13 protein-coding genes are annotated in these 16,429 nt (G+C 41.9%); 8 read left to right on the top strand and 5 right to left on the bottom strand.

Annotated elements, in window-relative coordinates:
• Nucleotides 1-475 precede the first annotated feature (475 nt).
• Nucleotides 476-2,011 carry a hypothetical protein gene (locus DABAL43B_RS01800; protein WP_079690805.1) on the bottom strand — a complete coding sequence of 512 codons (1,536 nt, stop codon included), beginning with the start codon at nucleotides 2,009-2,011 and terminating at the stop codon, nucleotides 476-478.
• A gap of 479 nt (nucleotides 2,012-2,490) precedes the next feature.
• Between DABAL43B_RS01800 and DABAL43B_RS01795 the strand changes: the two genes are divergently transcribed.
• The 6 genes from DABAL43B_RS01795 to DABAL43B_RS01770 all read left to right on the top strand — a co-directional run bounded on the left by DABAL43B_RS01795 (nucleotide 2,491) and on the right by DABAL43B_RS01770 (nucleotide 7,815).
• Nucleotides 2,491-3,099, top strand: a complete 609-nt coding sequence (locus DABAL43B_RS01795; protein ID WP_079690804.1) for a rhomboid family intramembrane serine protease — start codon at nucleotides 2,491-2,493, stop codon at nucleotides 3,097-3,099.
• Between the two features lie 120 nt (nucleotides 3,100-3,219).
• Nucleotides 3,220-4,164, top strand: a complete 945-nt coding sequence (locus tag DABAL43B_RS01790; protein WP_079690803.1) for a metallophosphoesterase — start codon at nucleotides 3,220-3,222, stop codon at nucleotides 4,162-4,164.
• 120 nt (nucleotides 4,165-4,284) lie between these two features.
• The gene (gene purE / locus DABAL43B_RS01785; protein WP_079690802.1) at nucleotides 4,285-4,845 is read left to right on the top strand and encodes a 5-(carboxyamino)imidazole ribonucleotide mutase; all 561 of its coding nucleotides are present in this window, start codon (nucleotides 4,285-4,287) and stop codon (nucleotides 4,843-4,845) included.
• A 210-nt stretch (nucleotides 4,846-5,055) separates the two neighbouring features.
• The gene (locus DABAL43B_RS01780; RefSeq protein ID WP_079690801.1) at nucleotides 5,056-6,390 is read left to right on the top strand and encodes a 5-(carboxyamino)imidazole ribonucleotide synthase; all 1,335 of its coding nucleotides are present in this window, start codon (nucleotides 5,056-5,058) and stop codon (nucleotides 6,388-6,390) included.
• Complete coding sequence (locus DABAL43B_RS01775) at nucleotides 6,390-6,839, top strand: YaiI/YqxD family protein (RefSeq protein WP_021814375.1); 450 nt, start codon at nucleotides 6,390-6,392, stop codon at nucleotides 6,837-6,839. The genes DABAL43B_RS01780 and DABAL43B_RS01775 overlap by 1 nt, the downstream gene beginning before the upstream one ends.
• Before the next feature lie 337 nt (nucleotides 6,840-7,176).
• Nucleotides 7,177-7,815 carry an NAD(P)H-binding protein gene (locus DABAL43B_RS01770; protein WP_079690800.1) on the top strand — a complete coding sequence of 213 codons (639 nt, stop codon included), beginning with the start codon at nucleotides 7,177-7,179 and terminating at the stop codon, nucleotides 7,813-7,815.
• Nucleotides 7,816-7,907: 92 nt separating this feature from the next.
• Here DABAL43B_RS01770 and epmA read toward each other — a convergent pair whose 3' ends face one another.
• The 3 genes from epmA to DABAL43B_RS01755 form a co-directional block, all read right to left on the bottom strand.
• Nucleotides 7,908-8,936 carry an EF-P lysine aminoacylase EpmA gene (gene epmA, locus DABAL43B_RS01765; RefSeq protein WP_079690799.1) on the bottom strand — a complete coding sequence of 343 codons (1,029 nt, stop codon included), beginning with the start codon at nucleotides 8,934-8,936 and terminating at the stop codon, nucleotides 7,908-7,910.
• Between the two features lie 60 nt (nucleotides 8,937-8,996).
• Nucleotides 8,997-10,112, bottom strand: a complete 1,116-nt coding sequence (locus tag DABAL43B_RS01760; RefSeq protein ID WP_079692999.1) for a 4-phosphoerythronate dehydrogenase — start codon at nucleotides 10,110-10,112, stop codon at nucleotides 8,997-8,999.
• 151 nt (nucleotides 10,113-10,263) lie between these two features.
• On the bottom strand, nucleotides 10,264-11,406 hold the full coding sequence (locus DABAL43B_RS01755) for an AI-2E family transporter (protein ID WP_079690798.1): 1,143 nt from the start codon (nucleotides 11,404-11,406) through the stop codon (nucleotides 10,264-10,266).
• A gap of 768 nt (nucleotides 11,407-12,174) precedes the next feature.
• Between DABAL43B_RS01755 and DABAL43B_RS01750 the strand changes: the two genes are divergently transcribed.
• Complete coding sequence (locus DABAL43B_RS01750; RefSeq protein WP_079690797.1) at nucleotides 12,175-13,878, top strand: NAD+ synthase; 1,704 nt, start codon at nucleotides 12,175-12,177, stop codon at nucleotides 13,876-13,878.
• A 252-nt stretch (nucleotides 13,879-14,130) separates the two neighbouring features.
• Nucleotides 14,131-15,408 carry a hemolysin family protein gene (locus DABAL43B_RS01745; RefSeq protein WP_079690796.1) on the top strand — a complete coding sequence of 426 codons (1,278 nt, stop codon included), beginning with the start codon at nucleotides 14,131-14,133 and terminating at the stop codon, nucleotides 15,406-15,408.
• A gap of 166 nt (nucleotides 15,409-15,574) precedes the next feature.
• Here the strand turns inward: DABAL43B_RS01745 and DABAL43B_RS01740 are convergent, their stop codons facing one another.
• The gene (locus DABAL43B_RS01740) at nucleotides 15,575-16,339 is read right to left on the bottom strand and encodes a YggS family pyridoxal phosphate-dependent enzyme (RefSeq protein ID WP_079690795.1); all 765 of its coding nucleotides are present in this window, start codon (nucleotides 16,337-16,339) and stop codon (nucleotides 15,575-15,577) included.
• Nucleotides 16,340-16,429: the final 90 nt, after the last annotated feature.

Here is a 16,429-nt window from a genome sequence, read left to right as displayed (position 1 = left end):
CTCAATTAATAATTATTTTAAGTAGCTTGTCTTATACAATTTGAGTTCTCAAAAAACAGAACTTTGGTATTAGGTAATAAACGATATTAGCTAATAACCTAAAAGCAATAAAAAGCCACGCGGCGAAAATTAGCGACGACTATATCCAACTTTTGTATTATAAAAGTATTAAGCATGCATTCACAATCAACGCGCTGTTGTACAAATGCTACATTAAGTAATATTTCAGTTGTTACTCGTAACTATAGCGCCTATAAAGTACAAACTACTAACATATAAAGGTCTGGCAGCATGATTATGAATAACCTAGTTATGAATGCCGTAGTTAGAAACGGCATACGTTGAATTATTTTAGAACATCAAGGTTGGCTTATTTAAAATCTATATTTTGTTCTAAACATATTAAAAGTGCCCTATAAAAATCCTTATAGGGCACTTATTTTAACTCTCTATTATTTTGTTAAAACAGTGTTCTTTATCTTCTGACCTGCGCAGGCTCAACCACGATGACATTGTTTGCCATCTCATCTGCTTCAGATAAGGAGATCGGACCGTTTGATCTTACAGGTGCGTTATTGAAATCATTGTTATTTCTTACAGGAGCAGGCATCACATTATCATTTGTATCGTCATCAGCGGCTTGATATTCCACATTATTGCTATTGTTATAAGGGTTGTTTGCAGGAACACCATCATTTTGGAATTGATTATTCGAACTGTTCATTGCCGCCTCATCCTCTACTCCTGTACCATTATCAACATTACTACCGTTATTAACATTGTCAGGTAATGGTAGTGGCGCAGTACTGTCAACCATGACTGCTGGCATCAAAGTGCGTATATCCGTAACCAAACGCTGAAGCTGCATACTGTCTGGCGCCTCTAAGGTGATACGGTCATTTTGCAAGTGCAAGCGAGCAAATGGAGTCAATCTCAACAATGTCAGCATATTCGGTAACGCTTCTATAGGCATATTAGCAACGCTGTTGGCAACGCCCGTCTGTACTGTCAGCTGGCACATACTTGCCTGCTCACCGAAACTGGTATTAAGTGCTTGTTGCAGCGTACTTTGTAGCGCTGCGTCACCGACTGAGGCGCTACAAGTGTATAAACTACCGTTATTATCCACCCCAACAATAAGCTCAATCGGCGTTAAGACTTGCGCTGGGGCCGCAGTCACAGGTGCTACTACAACAGGCGCTGGCACCACGGTTTCAACTGGTGGCGTATCATTTGGCTTGATTAATAATACCCACACCAGCCCAATGGCTGTGATTGCTGCTAGTAATACAAATGTCCATAACAACAGATCATTACGCTGATTGCGGGTACGAACTTTTTCGCGCCTCAAGTCTTTGTTTTCCGCTAAATGATGATCCGCAGGACTGGCATGAATAGCATCTGTACTTAGATTGTTATCGAAGTTATCGACAGCAGGTTCTGTCAGTAAGTTTGTCGATGGATTGGTGGCACTAACATCAGTAACCTCATATTTACTTAAGGTGACAGGTATCGTTGCTGCTACATTGGCATCCGTTATCACGCTTTGGTTGTGAAACAATTCATCATCAGGATTCTGCGCAGCGGTAATAATGGGTGCTGACCATGTCGGCAAATAATGGCGCAACGAGGGTTGCTCGCCTTGTAAAAATGCGGGCAAAAACTGACCGTTTGCGAGTACCTTGAGCTCATGATAGGCAAGTGGAGCGGCATTCATGAGCAATTGCATGGTCGCAAACTCATCAATATGATGGGTTGCTGCAAGCTCTTGAATCATGGTTCGCCTTACCTTTGGTGCTTGCCATAGCTGCTCAAATAAAGGCGTTTGTGCGGCATTGTCAGCAGTAATTATCTGATCATCACGCAGTAATTGTGAGTAGACTTGTGGCAATGCTAAGCGCGCCACCAAAATTGCATAAAACTGCTCTAATAAGCTGACATGGGACACGCTACTCTTGTCACCTAACACAGCTGGGGTAACCGTTTGTTCTAGTTGATCGATGATACTCATAAGTTACTGTCTCTATCAGCGTTAATGTTAAATAGTTAAAAATTGTTTATGTATCTCTATAGGCCGCGTTTTATAAATCGCTTACCAAAGAAGTCGTTTACAAAACTGAGTAATTCGTTGGCAATGTTGGTATATTAATTGCCTTTTATAGTAGAGATATCGCAAGAATTGCGCACTCGATAAGCAATAATTGAATAATATCAGTGCATTATTTTTCGATAACGTCAATCGTTACGGTCAGTATACGAAGCATTACTCATTCTGCCTAATACGGTGTTATATTATTCGATATAAACAATCATTAAAGCATAATTTTGTCGCCTATTGGTTTTTGCATCATCACTGCTACTATCGTTAATATGAGCATATAACTGTTTATGATTGGTCAGATTTAAGTTTTATTCAGCCATAAGACTTAGGCTTTAAGCATTGCCACATATATCACTGCTGTTTATCAGGCTCGGCCTAAGGATTATCCATTGTTTAACCATACAACGCTTATTATTATAATCACGGTTATTATCAGTTTATTAGCGTGGCAAAACAAAACCCTCTTTAATCGACTTATTTTTTATCCACCAGCGGTAAATAATGGTCAATGGGATCGCTTTGTCACTCATGGATTTATTCACGCTGATAGTATGCACCTCCTATTTAATATGTTTACCTTGTATTTTTTTGGTCGAGCTATTGAAGGTTTATATCAGCCGTTTTTGTTCGGTTATGGCTTCGTAGTTTTTTATGTACTAGCCATTATTGTCGCGATCATTCCAAGCTATATTAAGCATAAAAAAAACGCCAGTTATCTAAGCCTTGGTGCGTCAGGTGGCGTATCAGCCGTACTTTTTGCTTTTATTTTGCTCGCGCCTTGGGAAAAAATCTATCTATTTGCAATCGTTCCTATACCAGCTATATTATTCGCGGTCGCTTATGTCGCTTATAGCATCTATTCGGATAGGCGTGGTGGCTCAAATATCAATCACTTGGCACACTTGTGGGGCGGTGCATTTGGGGTGATAGCGACGATTATTTTAGAGCCACAAGTACTGCCGCATTTCCTAAATGCGCTATTGTCGCCTGGTTTTTAAGCGCTGCTAAATTTGACTTTGTACGAGCTTCTTATTTTTACTAACCGTTTAAATGATTGAACGGTTGTTAATATGGCTTTATATTGTGGCCAATTTTATCTTTAAATTTGATGATTTATTATGATTATAGATGTTATCGGTGATATTCATGGTTATGCAGACAAGCTAGTCGGTCTGCTAAAACAATTAGGCTATGTTCATAATGGTCAGCATTTTGTGCCGCCATCAGGTCATCGGGCGCTATTTATTGGTGATTTAATTGACCGTGGCTCGCAGCAAGTAGCGACGTTAGAGACCGTCTTTGCCATGCTTGATGCGGACGTGGCTGATGCGGTAATGGGCAATCATGAATATAATGCGTTGGCATTTGCTACCCTTGATCCTAGTGATCATACCCAGTATTTACGCTCACATAATGAAATACATATACGTCAACATGAAGCATTTTTGGCAGAAGTGCCGTTTGGTTCAGAGAGCCATCAGTATTGGCTACAGCGGTTATATGAAATCCCACTATGGATTGAAACAGACTACGCTTGCTTTGTGCATGCCTGCTGGGATGTGGATAGTATGGCGGTACTAAAGCCGCTATTGACTGACGATAATTGCCTAACGCTGCAGGGGTTAATAGCCACGTCTAAAGAAGATACCGCGCCATTTGACGCGCTAGAGCGAGTATTAAAAGGCGTAGAAGTACCGCTACCTGAGGGTATTGTGATGATCGATAAAGAAGGTACTAAACGCACGCGAGTACGGGTACGCTGGTGGCTTGACGAGCTGAATAAACGCACTATTCATGAAGTTGCTCGTGCGCCTGCATCAGCCTTGGCACAAATTCCAAGTGACGTACTGGCTGAAAATATCGACTTCGCTCTTAAAACTGATAAACCAGTGTTCGTTGGTCATTATTGGCTAACAGGAGAACCTGAACCACTGAGTCCGCAAGTCGTTTGTACCGATTATTCAGCAGCGGTAGATAGTGGTTATATGACCTGCTATCAGCTCGATACCGAACAGCCACTGCCATTAAAAGCCAGTAATTTTGTACAACACCTGCACGATTAAGGCGGTAATACAGCTAAGCAATATCATCGTTATCAATCCCCCTTCGATATTAAACAGCAAACTTGGCTTTACGAATGCAGCAAAACTTTTGTATGATGGTCTTTTTGAGGATATCAAAGCATGAGCACCACATCAGCTACGGTTAACGCGATTGATCAAGACAGCCCTATCACCTCCCCTGCTGGTCAACCAAAAGTTGGCATTATCATGGGCTCACAATCGGATTGGGCGACCATGAGCGCCGCAGCGCAATTGCTAGCAGATTTTGATATCGCTTTTGATTGTGAAGTGGTCTCGGCACATCGTACCCCTGACAGATTGTTTGACTATGCCAAAAGCGCCAAAGGTAACGGCTTGCAAGTGATCATCGCTGGTGCAGGCGGAGCCGCTCATCTTCCCGGTATGTGTGCCAGTCAAACACCGCTGCCTGTCTTTGGTGTCCCTGTAAAATCATCGATGCTCAGTGGTTGGGATAGTCTACTGTCTATCGTACAGATGCCTAAAGGCGTTGCCGTTGGCACTTTAGCAATTGGTGCCGCAGGCGCGTATAATGCTGCTCTGCTTGCGATACAAGTGTTAGCTTTGCATGATGAGTCGATTGCTAGTAAGCTCGATCATCTACGTCTATCGCAAACTGACACCATCCTTGCTAGCCCAACACCAGGTATTATTAATAACTAATGATCATTTGCTGCATTAAAGTGAATAGTAGCCGTCTTTATCTCTAATGACCATTGTTTGAATATACAAGTTTTCAACTTAAGCATTATTTTTAGATGAGTGGTAATAAATATAAGGTGCATACATTGCACCTTTTCCTATTTTAATAAATTAATTGTTAGATTTTTATATCCCAAAAACCCTATTCATTTTTAACTCAAAGAGCCTGCCATGACTACAGCGAACGCTTATCCTGTTACCCAAACCATTCGTACTATCGGTATTTTAGGCGGTGGTCAGCTTGGTATGATGCTTGCCGAAGCAGCCATGCCGTTAGGCTATCAATGCGTTTTTTTAGAAGACAGCGCTGATTGCCCTGCCAGCCTATACGGCCGTGTTTTTAGCAGTGAGCAATTAGAAGCATTTATTGCGGCTGCCGACGTCTTTACTTTAGAATTTGAAAACACGCCGACTACGACGGTTGAGCAACTGGCAAGCCTATCGAAATCCGGTAGCAAGCAAGGGATGTTTCCGCCACCGATCGCCCTTGATATCGCACAAGATCGCTTAAAAGAAAAGCAGATGTTTAATACGCTTGATATTGCAACTGTGCCCTTTATGGAAGTTAATTCTGAAGCCGAATTAAAGCAAGCGTGTGATGAATTGGGACTGCCTATCGTCTTGAAAACTAGTCGCGGCGGTTACGACGGTAAAGGTCAATTTGTTATTAAACAAGACAGTGATATCAAAGCGGCTTGGCAAGACCTCAAAGATGCCGTTAGTGGTAAAGGCTCTCTTACCGCAACGCCTGCCCCATTGATTGCAGAAGGTTTTATTAACTTTAGCCGTGAGGTTTCTATTATCGCCGCACGAGCACAAAACGGTCAGGTACGCTGTTATGATTTGGTCGAAAACCATCATCATCATGGTATTTTGGCCAAAACTCAAGCGCCTGCTGTTGGTACTAGCCATTTATTCAAGCAAGCAACCGACGCGATTACTACCGTCATGAATCATTTAGGCTATGTCGGCGTGATGGCACTTGAGTTATTTGTGACCAAAGACGCTCGTGGTAATGACGCGTTACTTGCCAACGAGATTGCCCCGCGTGTGCACAACTCTGGGCACTGGAGTATTGAGGGCGCTGTCACCAGCCAATTTGAAAACCATATTCGTGCCGTGGTAAATTTACCATTAGGCGATACCGACAATGTCCATCCAGCGATTATGGTCAATGTGTTGGGGCAGTATCCTGATATCAGTGCGGTGCTCAATATTGACGGCGCACACTATCATAGCTACCACAAGGCTGAGCGTGACGACCGCAAAATTGCGCATATTACCTTGATGCCCAATGATGTGGCAGATTTAGAACCCGCTTTAGCAAAGCTTGTTGCCGTATTGCCCAATAAAGTTGGTCTTGATAAAAAACCAGCGGCTATTGTAGATAATAAGGTTATTACTGTTACTGATAAAACCTTAGAAGATACCAAGCTAAGCATAGAAGATAGCCAAACAGATAGTGCCGTAGACGCTAAAGCAAAAGTAAATAAGGCTCAGAAATAATGCAGATTTGGGTAGATGCCGACTCGGTGCCATTAATTGCCAAAGACTTGATCATCAAAACCGCTGAGCGCACGCAAACGATGGCGATATTCGTCGCCAATCAGCCGATTAAGCTGCGTAAGTCACCACTGCTCGTCATGACAGTGGTGCCGTCTGGCTTTGATAAAGCCGATGACTATATCGTCGAACAAATACAACCAGGCGACCTCGCTATCACCAGCGACATTCCTTTGGCCAATGATATTTTAGACAAAGGCGGCATGGTCTTGACGACCCGTGGTATGGTCTATGATAAAAACAATATTAAGCAAAAGCTCAATATGCGTGATTTTATGGACACCATGCGCGGTACCGGCGTGCTTGAGCTGCAAGAAATGAGCGGGCAAAAACCTTATGGCGACCGTGATAAAAAAGCTTTTGCTGATGGTCTCAATCGTTTGGTTCGTTAGTTTTTATAGCCACTAATTTTGCAGCTTAACTTTTCTATATTTTCTTAAATAGTTGAGAAAATTTACAAAAGGTACAGTGTTACTGGTATGAATTTTTTGTAGCCTCTGTCACGCCTGCGAACAGCAAGCAAAAAAAATAGCAGTAGCACGTTGTTATAAACGTATTTCTTTCATTTTAACCTGACTATACACTCTGGGCTTCCTTGCAAACGCTATACATTCTATAACCAAACACTATGCAATCTGCACGCATCATAACGGAGCATACCAGTTATTGTTGTTACGCTATTTTCAGTTTTATACTATAAAGCGAACACATACAACAATAGGAATGATTATGAATATTTTAGTGATTGGCGCAAGTGGTCGTGTAGGGTCTGATTTGGTTAAGCAATTATTAGCAGATGATCATCAAGTCATCGGTACTACCCGTCAGGAAGAAAAATTATTTGATGACGATAATTATAGCCAGTTAGATTTAGACATCACCGCCGAAAAAGACGCTATTCAAAGCCAAATTGATAAAGATATCGATGCTGTGTATTTTGTCGCCGGTTCTGGCGGTAAGGATGTCTTAGAGGTTGACTTACATGGTGCGGTTAAAACCATGCAAGCAGTCCAAGATAAAGGTATCAAGCGCTACATTATGCTAAGCACAGTCTTTTCATTAGATACCAGCAAATGGAACAACCCGGATATTGCTGATTTAAAAGAATACTATATCTGTAAGCACTATGCTGATCAGTGGTTGGTCAATAATAGCAGCCTTGACTACACCATCGTCCAAGCAGGGGCGTTAAAAGAACGCGCATCTACTGGCAAAATCACCATCAATGATGATGAAGCCGGTGAAAACTCGATTGAAGATGTTGCCACCACGCTAGCTGCTGTATTAAATAGCGATAACACCATTAAGAAAGTATTTAGTATGCAAAATGGTGAGACGGCCATTGATGAGGCTGTCGCAAAATTATAATAAAGCCAATCTTCATAAGGGTTAAAGAAAAAAAGCGAGTAAGCATTTCGGCTTACTCGCTTTAGTTTTATCATAGACTATCAAATAAGCGACTAAGCTAAGCCGCTAGGAAACGGAATCACCTTTTCTAAGCTCTTTGCACCTGTTATAACCATGAACAATCTATCTATACCAACCGCAATACCGCTACAAGGTATCAAGTCATCAGACGCGGCTAATAGATGCTCATCGATAGGCATTTGTGGTAAATCGTGGCGCTGACGCAATTCATTGTCCTGCTCAAAACGCTTTCTTAACGCTTGTCCATCTGCCAGCTCGTCATAGGCATTGGCAATCTCAATGCCATTGATATAGAGCTCAAAACGCTCGGCAATTTTATTACCGTCTTTGTCAAAAGCCGTCTTTGCTAGTGCAGCCGTCGCTGGCGGATATTCGATAATCAACGTCGGCAAGTCGTGACCCAGATTCGGCTCGACCGCATGGCTAAATAGTAAATCCAACCAGCTTTGGCGACGGTCTTGTTCGCTATCATTTGCGCAGCTTTCCGCATTATTAAAATCAAAACCTAACAAACCCTTGTCTTCTGCCACCGCTTGCAGTGCAGCTAGACTAGCTGTCAGCGGATGAATACCAACAAAGTCCATAAAGGCATCAACGTAACGATAATGATTCATCACCACCGAATGACCATAAAGCGTCTCTAACAATTCACTAAGTTCAGCGGCCATATCATCTAAGCTATAACTCGGCTGATACCATTCAAGCATAGTGAATTCAATATTGTGCCGTATGCCTATCTCGTTATCGCGAAAAACGGGACAAATCTGATAAATAGGTACTTGCCAACTGGCCAGTAAACGCTTCATGGCAAATTCAGGCGAGGTGTGAAGATAATAAGTACAAGGTTTATCTTGATAGGTGACTTGCGCCGCAACTGACTGCAAAAAGGTATCGGTATTACCTGCTTGCGATAGGAGCGGCGTCTGCACTTCTAGCACTTGCCGATTGGTAAAAAACTGACGGATAGCGTTTATGAATTGCGCCCGCTGCTGCGCCATCGCCAAGGTCATGGTTGGGGCATAGCTGGGTTCAGAGAAAGGCTGATTAATTGCTTGGCTCATTACTATCTACTGTGCCTCATGAATCCTAAAAACAGGGGTTTAAATGATGATACTTAACTTTTAAGATTGCCATTCACGGCGTAAGTGATAGTCACGGCGCAATTGATCAAAGTCAGCGCCATTTACTTGCCCATCAGCTACTTTATTTCTTAATGAAGCATCATCTTGCCTAATGTCATAAAATTTTATCAGTCTATCTGGATGCGCCTTGAGCTCAGACCATAAGAACATATTGAGCGGTAATAAATCATGCATAGATTGAGTGGGTATTACTGCTAATTTTTCACATAGGGCATCATAAATGATTTGCGTGCCGCGCAGCTTACCTTCAACTGTATAACCTGCGATATGCGGTGTGGCAATCGCAAGCTTAGATAATAAAGCCTCAGACACCTGCGGCTCGTATTCAAACACATCAAGCACCACTTGCCGCCCAGTATGATCGATATCCGCTACAAGGTCACTTGCATCAATTACCGGTCCGCGTGCACTATTAATCAGCATGGTATGCGGCGACATCATTGCCAAAGATTTTGCATTGATGAGATGGTGCGTTGGATAATCGCTGCCGTTGCTGGCTTTATCCTCACCTTTTTTATCTGTTAAAGGCACATGCAAACTAACCACGTCACTTTGGCTCAACACCTGCTCAAGGCTGGCGTTGTTGATATCGGACGTCGCTAACAATGGATCATAACCCAATACTCGCCAGCCCAAATCACTGGCATACTGAGCAAGCGTGCTACCAATATTACCAAGCCCGATGATACCCAATGTTAATGGCGGCATGGATTGCGCCCAATACTGCGGACGCAAGGTTAAGATCGCGCTCAATACATATTGCGCGACTGAATGCTTGCTACAACCAGCAGCATTGGCAAAAGTGATGTTGCGTGTCGCCAAATAATCTTGATCAACATGATCGGTACCGATAGTCGCAGAACCGACAAACTTCACACTATGATTATCAGCTAATAATGCCTCCCCTACTGGGGTCACAGAGCGTATCAACAACACATCTGGCTGATATTCTGCCAACAATTCCGCATTGATGTCACGTCCAACAACACGAATTACCTTCACCTGCCGCTCAGCATCCTGTCCAAGTGTCGAAGCATTAAAAAAATCATCAAGGTTTGCGATATTACTATCAGCCACAATCGTGATATTTTTAATAGTATCTACCCTGTTTTCCATAGTATTCACAACCGTTTCATTTAATAGTGGTAAGCCTTTCTATTGATATAGGCTTTTTTATATCATCTATATTTACTGGTAATTTATTTATTAAAAGCAATATTCTAACTGATCGTTTATTACGTCATTGTTAGTCAGCTGTTTTTTGATTCTGTTCATTAGTTTTGAGTAGATTTTGACCATCAGCTAACATCACTTCTTGCTGAGCAAACAACTCATTCTTATGCTGCGATATCCATTCACGCCATACGGCAAGACCGATTGCTAACACCACAGGACCAATGAATAAACCCACAAAGCCAAAAGCTGTCAAGCCGCCCAGTACACCAATAAAGATAATGATAAAAGGAATTTTGGTGGCACCACTAATGACGATAGGACGGATGAGGTTATCAACCCAGCTAATCACTAGGATGCCCCATAGCGCCAAGCCAATACCTTCAACGGTATGTCCTTGGCTAAGCAGAAAAATCGATACGCCGCCCCAAACGAATGGTGTGCCAAATGGGATTAAGGCGATGATAAAAGTCAATATCGTCAGCAAAATAGGACTTGGTGCACCCGCAAAATAATAGCCTATACCAGCTAGCATTGCCTGAGCCAATGCAGTCAGACCAATACCATAGACTACCGCACGCGTAGTCGTACCAACAGAGTCAATATAACCATCGATACGATTACCGATAATATTACGTAATGCTTGGCGGATTTGTCGAATCAAGCTGGTACCATCACGGTAAAAGAAAAATATCGTCATAAGTGCCATACCAAGCTTAGCAAAACCACCAAACACCACATCAAACGCGACTTTGCCATAGTATAAATGTGACTGCACCCAAAGACGAAAGGCCTCTAGCGTCCCATCGGGATTTTTATTGATTCTCCATAGGATGTCTTTGACTTGCTGCCCTATAAATGGCAAGTCTTTGATAGAGTCAGGCACATCCAAATACCCTACTTTAATACGATAGATTAAATTGCTAATTAGGCTTAACGCTTCTTGCTGCAAGATGAATATACCGACCACCAAAGGCACACCTATCATTAAAGAGATGCTTACGGTCATAATAGCCGCGCTCAAATTTGAACTAAATCTGACTCTTTGATGAAAAAAATTATAGATAGGAAAGGTGACATATGCCAAAATCGCCGCCCACAATGCCGGTACAATAAAAAACTGTACGACTTGGAAACACAACACGAACAGCACGATTAATAAGGTAATCGCCAGCAAGCGCTGAATAATAAATTCTTTTGTCCAGTTTTCAATCATATTGTATAAACCAAGGGCGGACAGCAGCAACCTAATATGGCTCTACTGTAAAGCTTATAAATGGGTCACATCAATTACCGACGAGGTCCGTAATTTTTATCCATTAGCGAAAGTTTTAAATAGTACAGGTTCGGGTAAATTTTTGCTTCGAATGTAGTTGATTTACTATCATAGTATGCAACAAAATAGCCCAAATAAATAAGGCTATGTTGTAATCTTTACTTACAACTTTCTTTATGTCGCCTCTACCTCTAAAGAGGTTAACTATCAATAATCGTAAAATAGCATTATCTGACCAAAAGCCTAGCCAGCCATTGCTTTTTTAGTCGTTTTTAGATCCGATATCTAGCCAGCTAAATCACTGGCCGGTTCTATTAGTAGCGGCAATTGATGTTATACTAAAGCAATTAATTTAAACTTTTAAATGCCGCTACGTTGGCTTGGCTTTATTTATTTTTATCTTAATAAGCCTTTAGCATTTTTAAAATTATTTCTCACAATCCTCGTTGGTTAGCCTACTCTAGACGATAGTAATATCTAACTTTCAGAGCAGCGCTACCTATGTTGGTATTACAAATAAGCATGACATTCATGCCTATACAAGCGTTGCACTCATTATATCGATTCAATATTAAAGCATCGTATTTTGAGTGAATGATTGAAAATTCATATTTTGCGTCGATTTCGGAAAAATACTTTGATTTGGTTTTATTTGAAACCAAGACGGATTCAACAAATTTAAACAACCTATTGATAGGAACAATAACAATGTCAAAAGACACGACAAAAGACTCTGACAACCCCAACCTTACTTCTTCTAATGTAGCCAACAAGGCTTCTAAACCAAAAGATAGCGTTACTTTTGCTTTAGCACAATCACACTTTTTAGTGGGCGATATCAAAGCCAATGCCGAAAAAATGCGTACATTAGCGCTACAGGCACGCGAGCAAGGTGCCGATGTAATTATCTTTCCGGAGCTAGGACTATTAGGCTATCCGCCGCAAGATTTACTATTACGCCCAAGCTTATCAGGTCGTATCAAAAGCGCGTTATCGTCACTAAGTGATATCGATGATATCGTGATGATTGTTGGCTATCCGCATGTCGATCATCATGGAACGTTTAACTCGGCAGCTATTTTACATAACGGTCATCAAAAAGGTTTTTATCATAAACAAATCTTGCCAAACTATGGCGTGTTTGATGAGCGCCGTTACTTTGACAAAGGTCGCAATCAAGTCTTATTTGACTATAAAGGCATGACCATTGGTCTGCTTATCTGTGAAGATTTATGGGAAAAAGGTCCTATTGCGGAGCTTAAAAAGCAAGGCGCTGATCTTATTGTGAGCTTAAACGCCTCACCGTTTGAGATTGAAAAACAAGACAATCGTAAAACGATGCTCGCCAAACGTAGCCGCGAAAATAACTTACCGATTATTTATCTCAATGCCGTGGGCGGTCAAGATGATTTGGTATTTGACGGTGGTTCTATGGCGATTCAAGCAGACGGTAGTGTCGCGCATGAAGCCTCACGCTTTATGAATCAATTGCTGCTGGCAACCTATGATGTGAAGACAGCAAAATTCGATACACAAACCAAAGCACCATTGTCATTGAGCCGTGAATCAGAGATGTATCAAGCTTTGGTCGTCGGTTTGCGTGATTATGTCAATCTTTCAGGATTTACTGGCATCATCATTGGCTTATCGGGCGGCATTGATTCAGCTTTAACATTATGTATCGCTGTCGATGCATTGGGCGCTGATAAGGTTTACGCGGTCATGATGCCGTACGAATATACCTCACAAATCAGTCTAGAAGACGCGCAAGCACAAGCACGACGCTTAAATGTCTCTTATACCGTTTGCCCTATTTTCGATGCGGTCGAAGGGATCCGTCATACCCTTGCGCCACTGTTTAACAAGTCGCCTGCTGATACCACGGAAGAAAACATCCAAGCACGCGCGCGCGGTGTCGTACTAATGGCGCTATCCAACAAATTTGGTCATTTGGTTATCACGACTGGCAATAAATCAGAGCTAGCCGTTGGCTACTCAACCTTATATGGTGATATGGCTGGCGGCTTTGACGTCTTAAAAGACGTGTATAAGTCACAAGTTTATAAATTAGCCAGCTATCGCAATCGTTTAGAGGACACGCCTGTTATTCCTGAGCGCGTCATTACTCGTCCGCCATCCGCTGAGCTGCGCCCTGATCAAAAAGACCAAGACAGCTTGCCTGATTATGATGTGCTAGACGGTATCTTAATGTCATATATCGATGAAGATATGGGTTATCAAGATATTGTGGATAAAGGCTTCGATGCTGATTTGGTCGCTAAGGTTATCCAGATGGTCGATGGTAGCGAATATAAACGCTCACAAGCACCGATTGGCACCAAGATTAGTCATAAAGCTTTTGGTCGTGAGCGCCGTTATCCGCTGGTCAATAAGTGGTCAATAAAAGGCTAAGCCTTGAAGCTAAATTTATCATCAACAACCTTTTAGAGAGCTTTTTTAATGGTTTGATAAATTTAAGTTTTTATATAATATAATCAAACTGTTTTATCATTAGCTGGGTGCTTGCCCAGCTTTTTTAGTTTTTGTGCATAAATAACTTCTCAACATAAAAATTCTTTTGTTTTAAAACCTTCCAACCATTATTTTCAATTGATCTGCCTTATCTATCCTAATCTATCCTATCTATTTCTATCCGAGTACTTCATGAGTTTGCTAACCGCTAGTATCTTTCTCCTTTTATTGCTTGCCTTAAGCGCCTTTGTATCAGCTGCCGAGATTGCAATCGCAGCAGCGCGCAAAATTAAGCTGCAAATCATCGCAAAAGAAGGCGATGTTCGAGCATTTGACGTCCTTAAAATGCAAGAGCACCCTGGTAGCTTTATCACTGTTGTACAAGTGGTTTTAAACGCAGTCGCTATTTCAGCGGGTGCCGTGGGTGAGTCAGCAATTAGCCCATACTTACAGCTTTTGGTTAATAATGAAGCAGCATCATCGGTTATATCCTTCGTTTTGATTACCAGCTTATTCTCTTTACTCGCCGATTTGATGCCCAGACGGCTGGCAATGTCCAACACTGAGACTATCGCTATACGCCTCGTACGACCAATGATGCTATTGATTTTTATATTCAAACCCGTTATCTGGATATTTGATGGGGCAGCAAACGTCATCTTTGAGTTGTTGGGCATCTCAACTGTACGTCAAGACGATATGACGCCAGAAGACATTTATGCCGTCATGGATGCGGGTGCTGAAGCTGGCGTACTTAAAAAGCAAGAACATCATCTAATAGCCAACATCTTCGATATGCAGGAGCGTACCGTCACCTCAGTGATGAATCCACGTGAACATATTGTTTATTTCGATACCAAAGCCAGTACCGAACAGGTGGTTGAGGTCATGATTAAGCAGCCGCATAATAAATTCTTGGTCTGTAACGACGATGATTTAGAACATATCATTGGTTATGTAGAATCACGCAGCTTTTTAGCTTCCGTACTTGAGCAGCAAGAAGTTTGTCTAACGGGCAAAGCGTTGCTAAAACCTGCCCTGTTTATTCCCGATACCTTATCGTTATTTGAAGTGCTTGAAACGTTTAAATCAACGGGTGCAGATTTTGCCGTCATTGTAAATGAGTACGCGTTGGTCGTTGGTGTTATTACCCTCAAAGATGTGATGAGCATCGTTATGGGCGAGCTGGTAACCTTAGAGGAGCAGCCGATTGTCCAGCGCACAGACAACTCTTGGCTGATTGATGGCATGACACCCATTGAAGATGTGATTCGCTCATTGGGCATGGTCAATTTACCGCATAGCCAAAATTACGAAACCATCAGCGGCTTTATGATGTATATGCTACGTAAAATTCCTAAAAAAACAGACAGCGTCGAGTATGCCAATTATCGTTTTGAGATTATCGCGACCGATAATCTCAAAATCACTCAGCTGCTAGTGACAAAGTTTGAAGATGTCATTGAATAAATGCTGTGCTTCACCTTTGATAATTGCTTATTAGCTGGTGTCTTAAATAAAAGGAAAGCGAATATCATAGTGCGTTACTATTATTATTTTTCTTGCTTGCTGTGCCTGCGCAAACAGAGGCTACGAAAAACCAATAACAGTAGCGCTATACTTTCTTAAAAGTCGATCAAGCACGCGCACCAAATATTGCGGTACCAACGCGCACCATAGTGGAGCCACTAGCAATGGCATCAGCCATATCGTCGCTCATGCCCATGCTAAGCGTATCCCATTGACTCAGTTCTGGGTGTTCACGCTTAATCTCTTCAAATAATTGCTTGGTTCGCTTAAAAGCATCCGTGTTTGCTTTGGCAGGAATTATCATCAGCCCACGCAATTGCAAACGCTCATAAGCTTTGATGACTGTTATTAATTCTGGAAGTTGCTCTGGCAAACAGCCTGACTTGCTATCTTCATTATCGATATTAATCTGAATCAGGACGTTTAAAGGTAGCATTCCAGCGGGTCTTTGGTCATTAAGACGCTTAGCAATAATGTCACGCTCAAGCGTTTGCACCCAATCAAAATGCTCAGCGATATCGCGTGTTTTATTACGCTGAATACTACCGATATAATGCCAAACGATATGATCGCACTCTGCCTGTCCTTGCAGGGTCTTAATTTTATCGATAGCCTCTTGCAGATAGTTTTCGCCAAAATCATGCTGCCCTTGACGCGCTAAAGTCGCAATCATTTCAACAGGCTTGGTTTTAGATACCGCAAGCAAGGTAACGCTATCTGCCTGTCTACCTGCTAGCTCACAAGCCTGTGCCACTTGCTTGCCTACCTGCTGCCAATTTTCAATGAGAGTCAAATCCTGAACTTTCCCTTTGTTATTTGTAATATTAGCAGGGGTGTTCGTTATATTTTTTTGATGAGAAGTGGCATTCATAAAAAGCTCTTATAGATTAAACACTGAATTATTTTAAAAGACGATTGGCATATACTGTTTTTATGGTAGAAATAAATTTTAATAAAAACG

This window comes from Psychrobacter sp. DAB_AL43B, assembly GCF_900168255.1.
Classification (GTDB): domain Bacteria; phylum Pseudomonadota; class Gammaproteobacteria; order Pseudomonadales; family Moraxellaceae; genus Psychrobacter.
The sequence above is the reverse complement of the archived record's forward strand: the minus strand, read 5'-3'. Positions and strand labels throughout refer to the sequence as shown.

What these genes read in the sequence shown, in the direction of transcription:
- DABAL43B_RS01745 (WP_079690796.1), top strand. Translation starts at nt 14,131, where the DNA reads ATGAGTTTGCTAACCGCTAGTATCTTTCTCCTTTTATTGCTTGCCTTA.
- epmA (WP_079690799.1), bottom strand. Translation starts at nt 8,936, where the DNA reads ATGAGCCAAGCAATTAATCAGCCTTTCTCTGAACCCAGCTATGCCCCA.
- DABAL43B_RS01790 (WP_079690803.1), top strand. Translation starts at nt 3,220, where the DNA reads ATGATTATAGATGTTATCGGTGATATTCATGGTTATGCAGACAAGCTA.
- DABAL43B_RS01800 (WP_079690805.1), bottom strand. Translation starts at nt 2,011, where the DNA reads ATGAGTATCATCGATCAACTAGAACAAACGGTTACCCCAGCTGTGTTA.
- DABAL43B_RS01740 (WP_079690795.1), bottom strand. Translation starts at nt 16,339, where the DNA reads ATGAATGCCACTTCTCATCAAAAAAATATAACGAACACCCCTGCTAAT.
- DABAL43B_RS01750 (WP_079690797.1), top strand. Translation starts at nt 12,175, where the DNA reads ATGTCAAAAGACACGACAAAAGACTCTGACAACCCCAACCTTACTTCT.
- purE (WP_079690802.1), top strand. Translation starts at nt 4,285, where the DNA reads ATGAGCACCACATCAGCTACGGTTAACGCGATTGATCAAGACAGCCCT.
- DABAL43B_RS01775 (WP_021814375.1), top strand. Translation starts at nt 6,390, where the DNA reads ATGCAGATTTGGGTAGATGCCGACTCGGTGCCATTAATTGCCAAAGAC.
- DABAL43B_RS01780 (WP_079690801.1), top strand. Translation starts at nt 5,056, where the DNA reads ATGACTACAGCGAACGCTTATCCTGTTACCCAAACCATTCGTACTATC.
- DABAL43B_RS01770 (WP_079690800.1), top strand. Translation starts at nt 7,177, where the DNA reads ATGAATATTTTAGTGATTGGCGCAAGTGGTCGTGTAGGGTCTGATTTG.
- DABAL43B_RS01755 (WP_079690798.1), bottom strand. Translation starts at nt 11,406, where the DNA reads ATGATTGAAAACTGGACAAAAGAATTTATTATTCAGCGCTTGCTGGCG.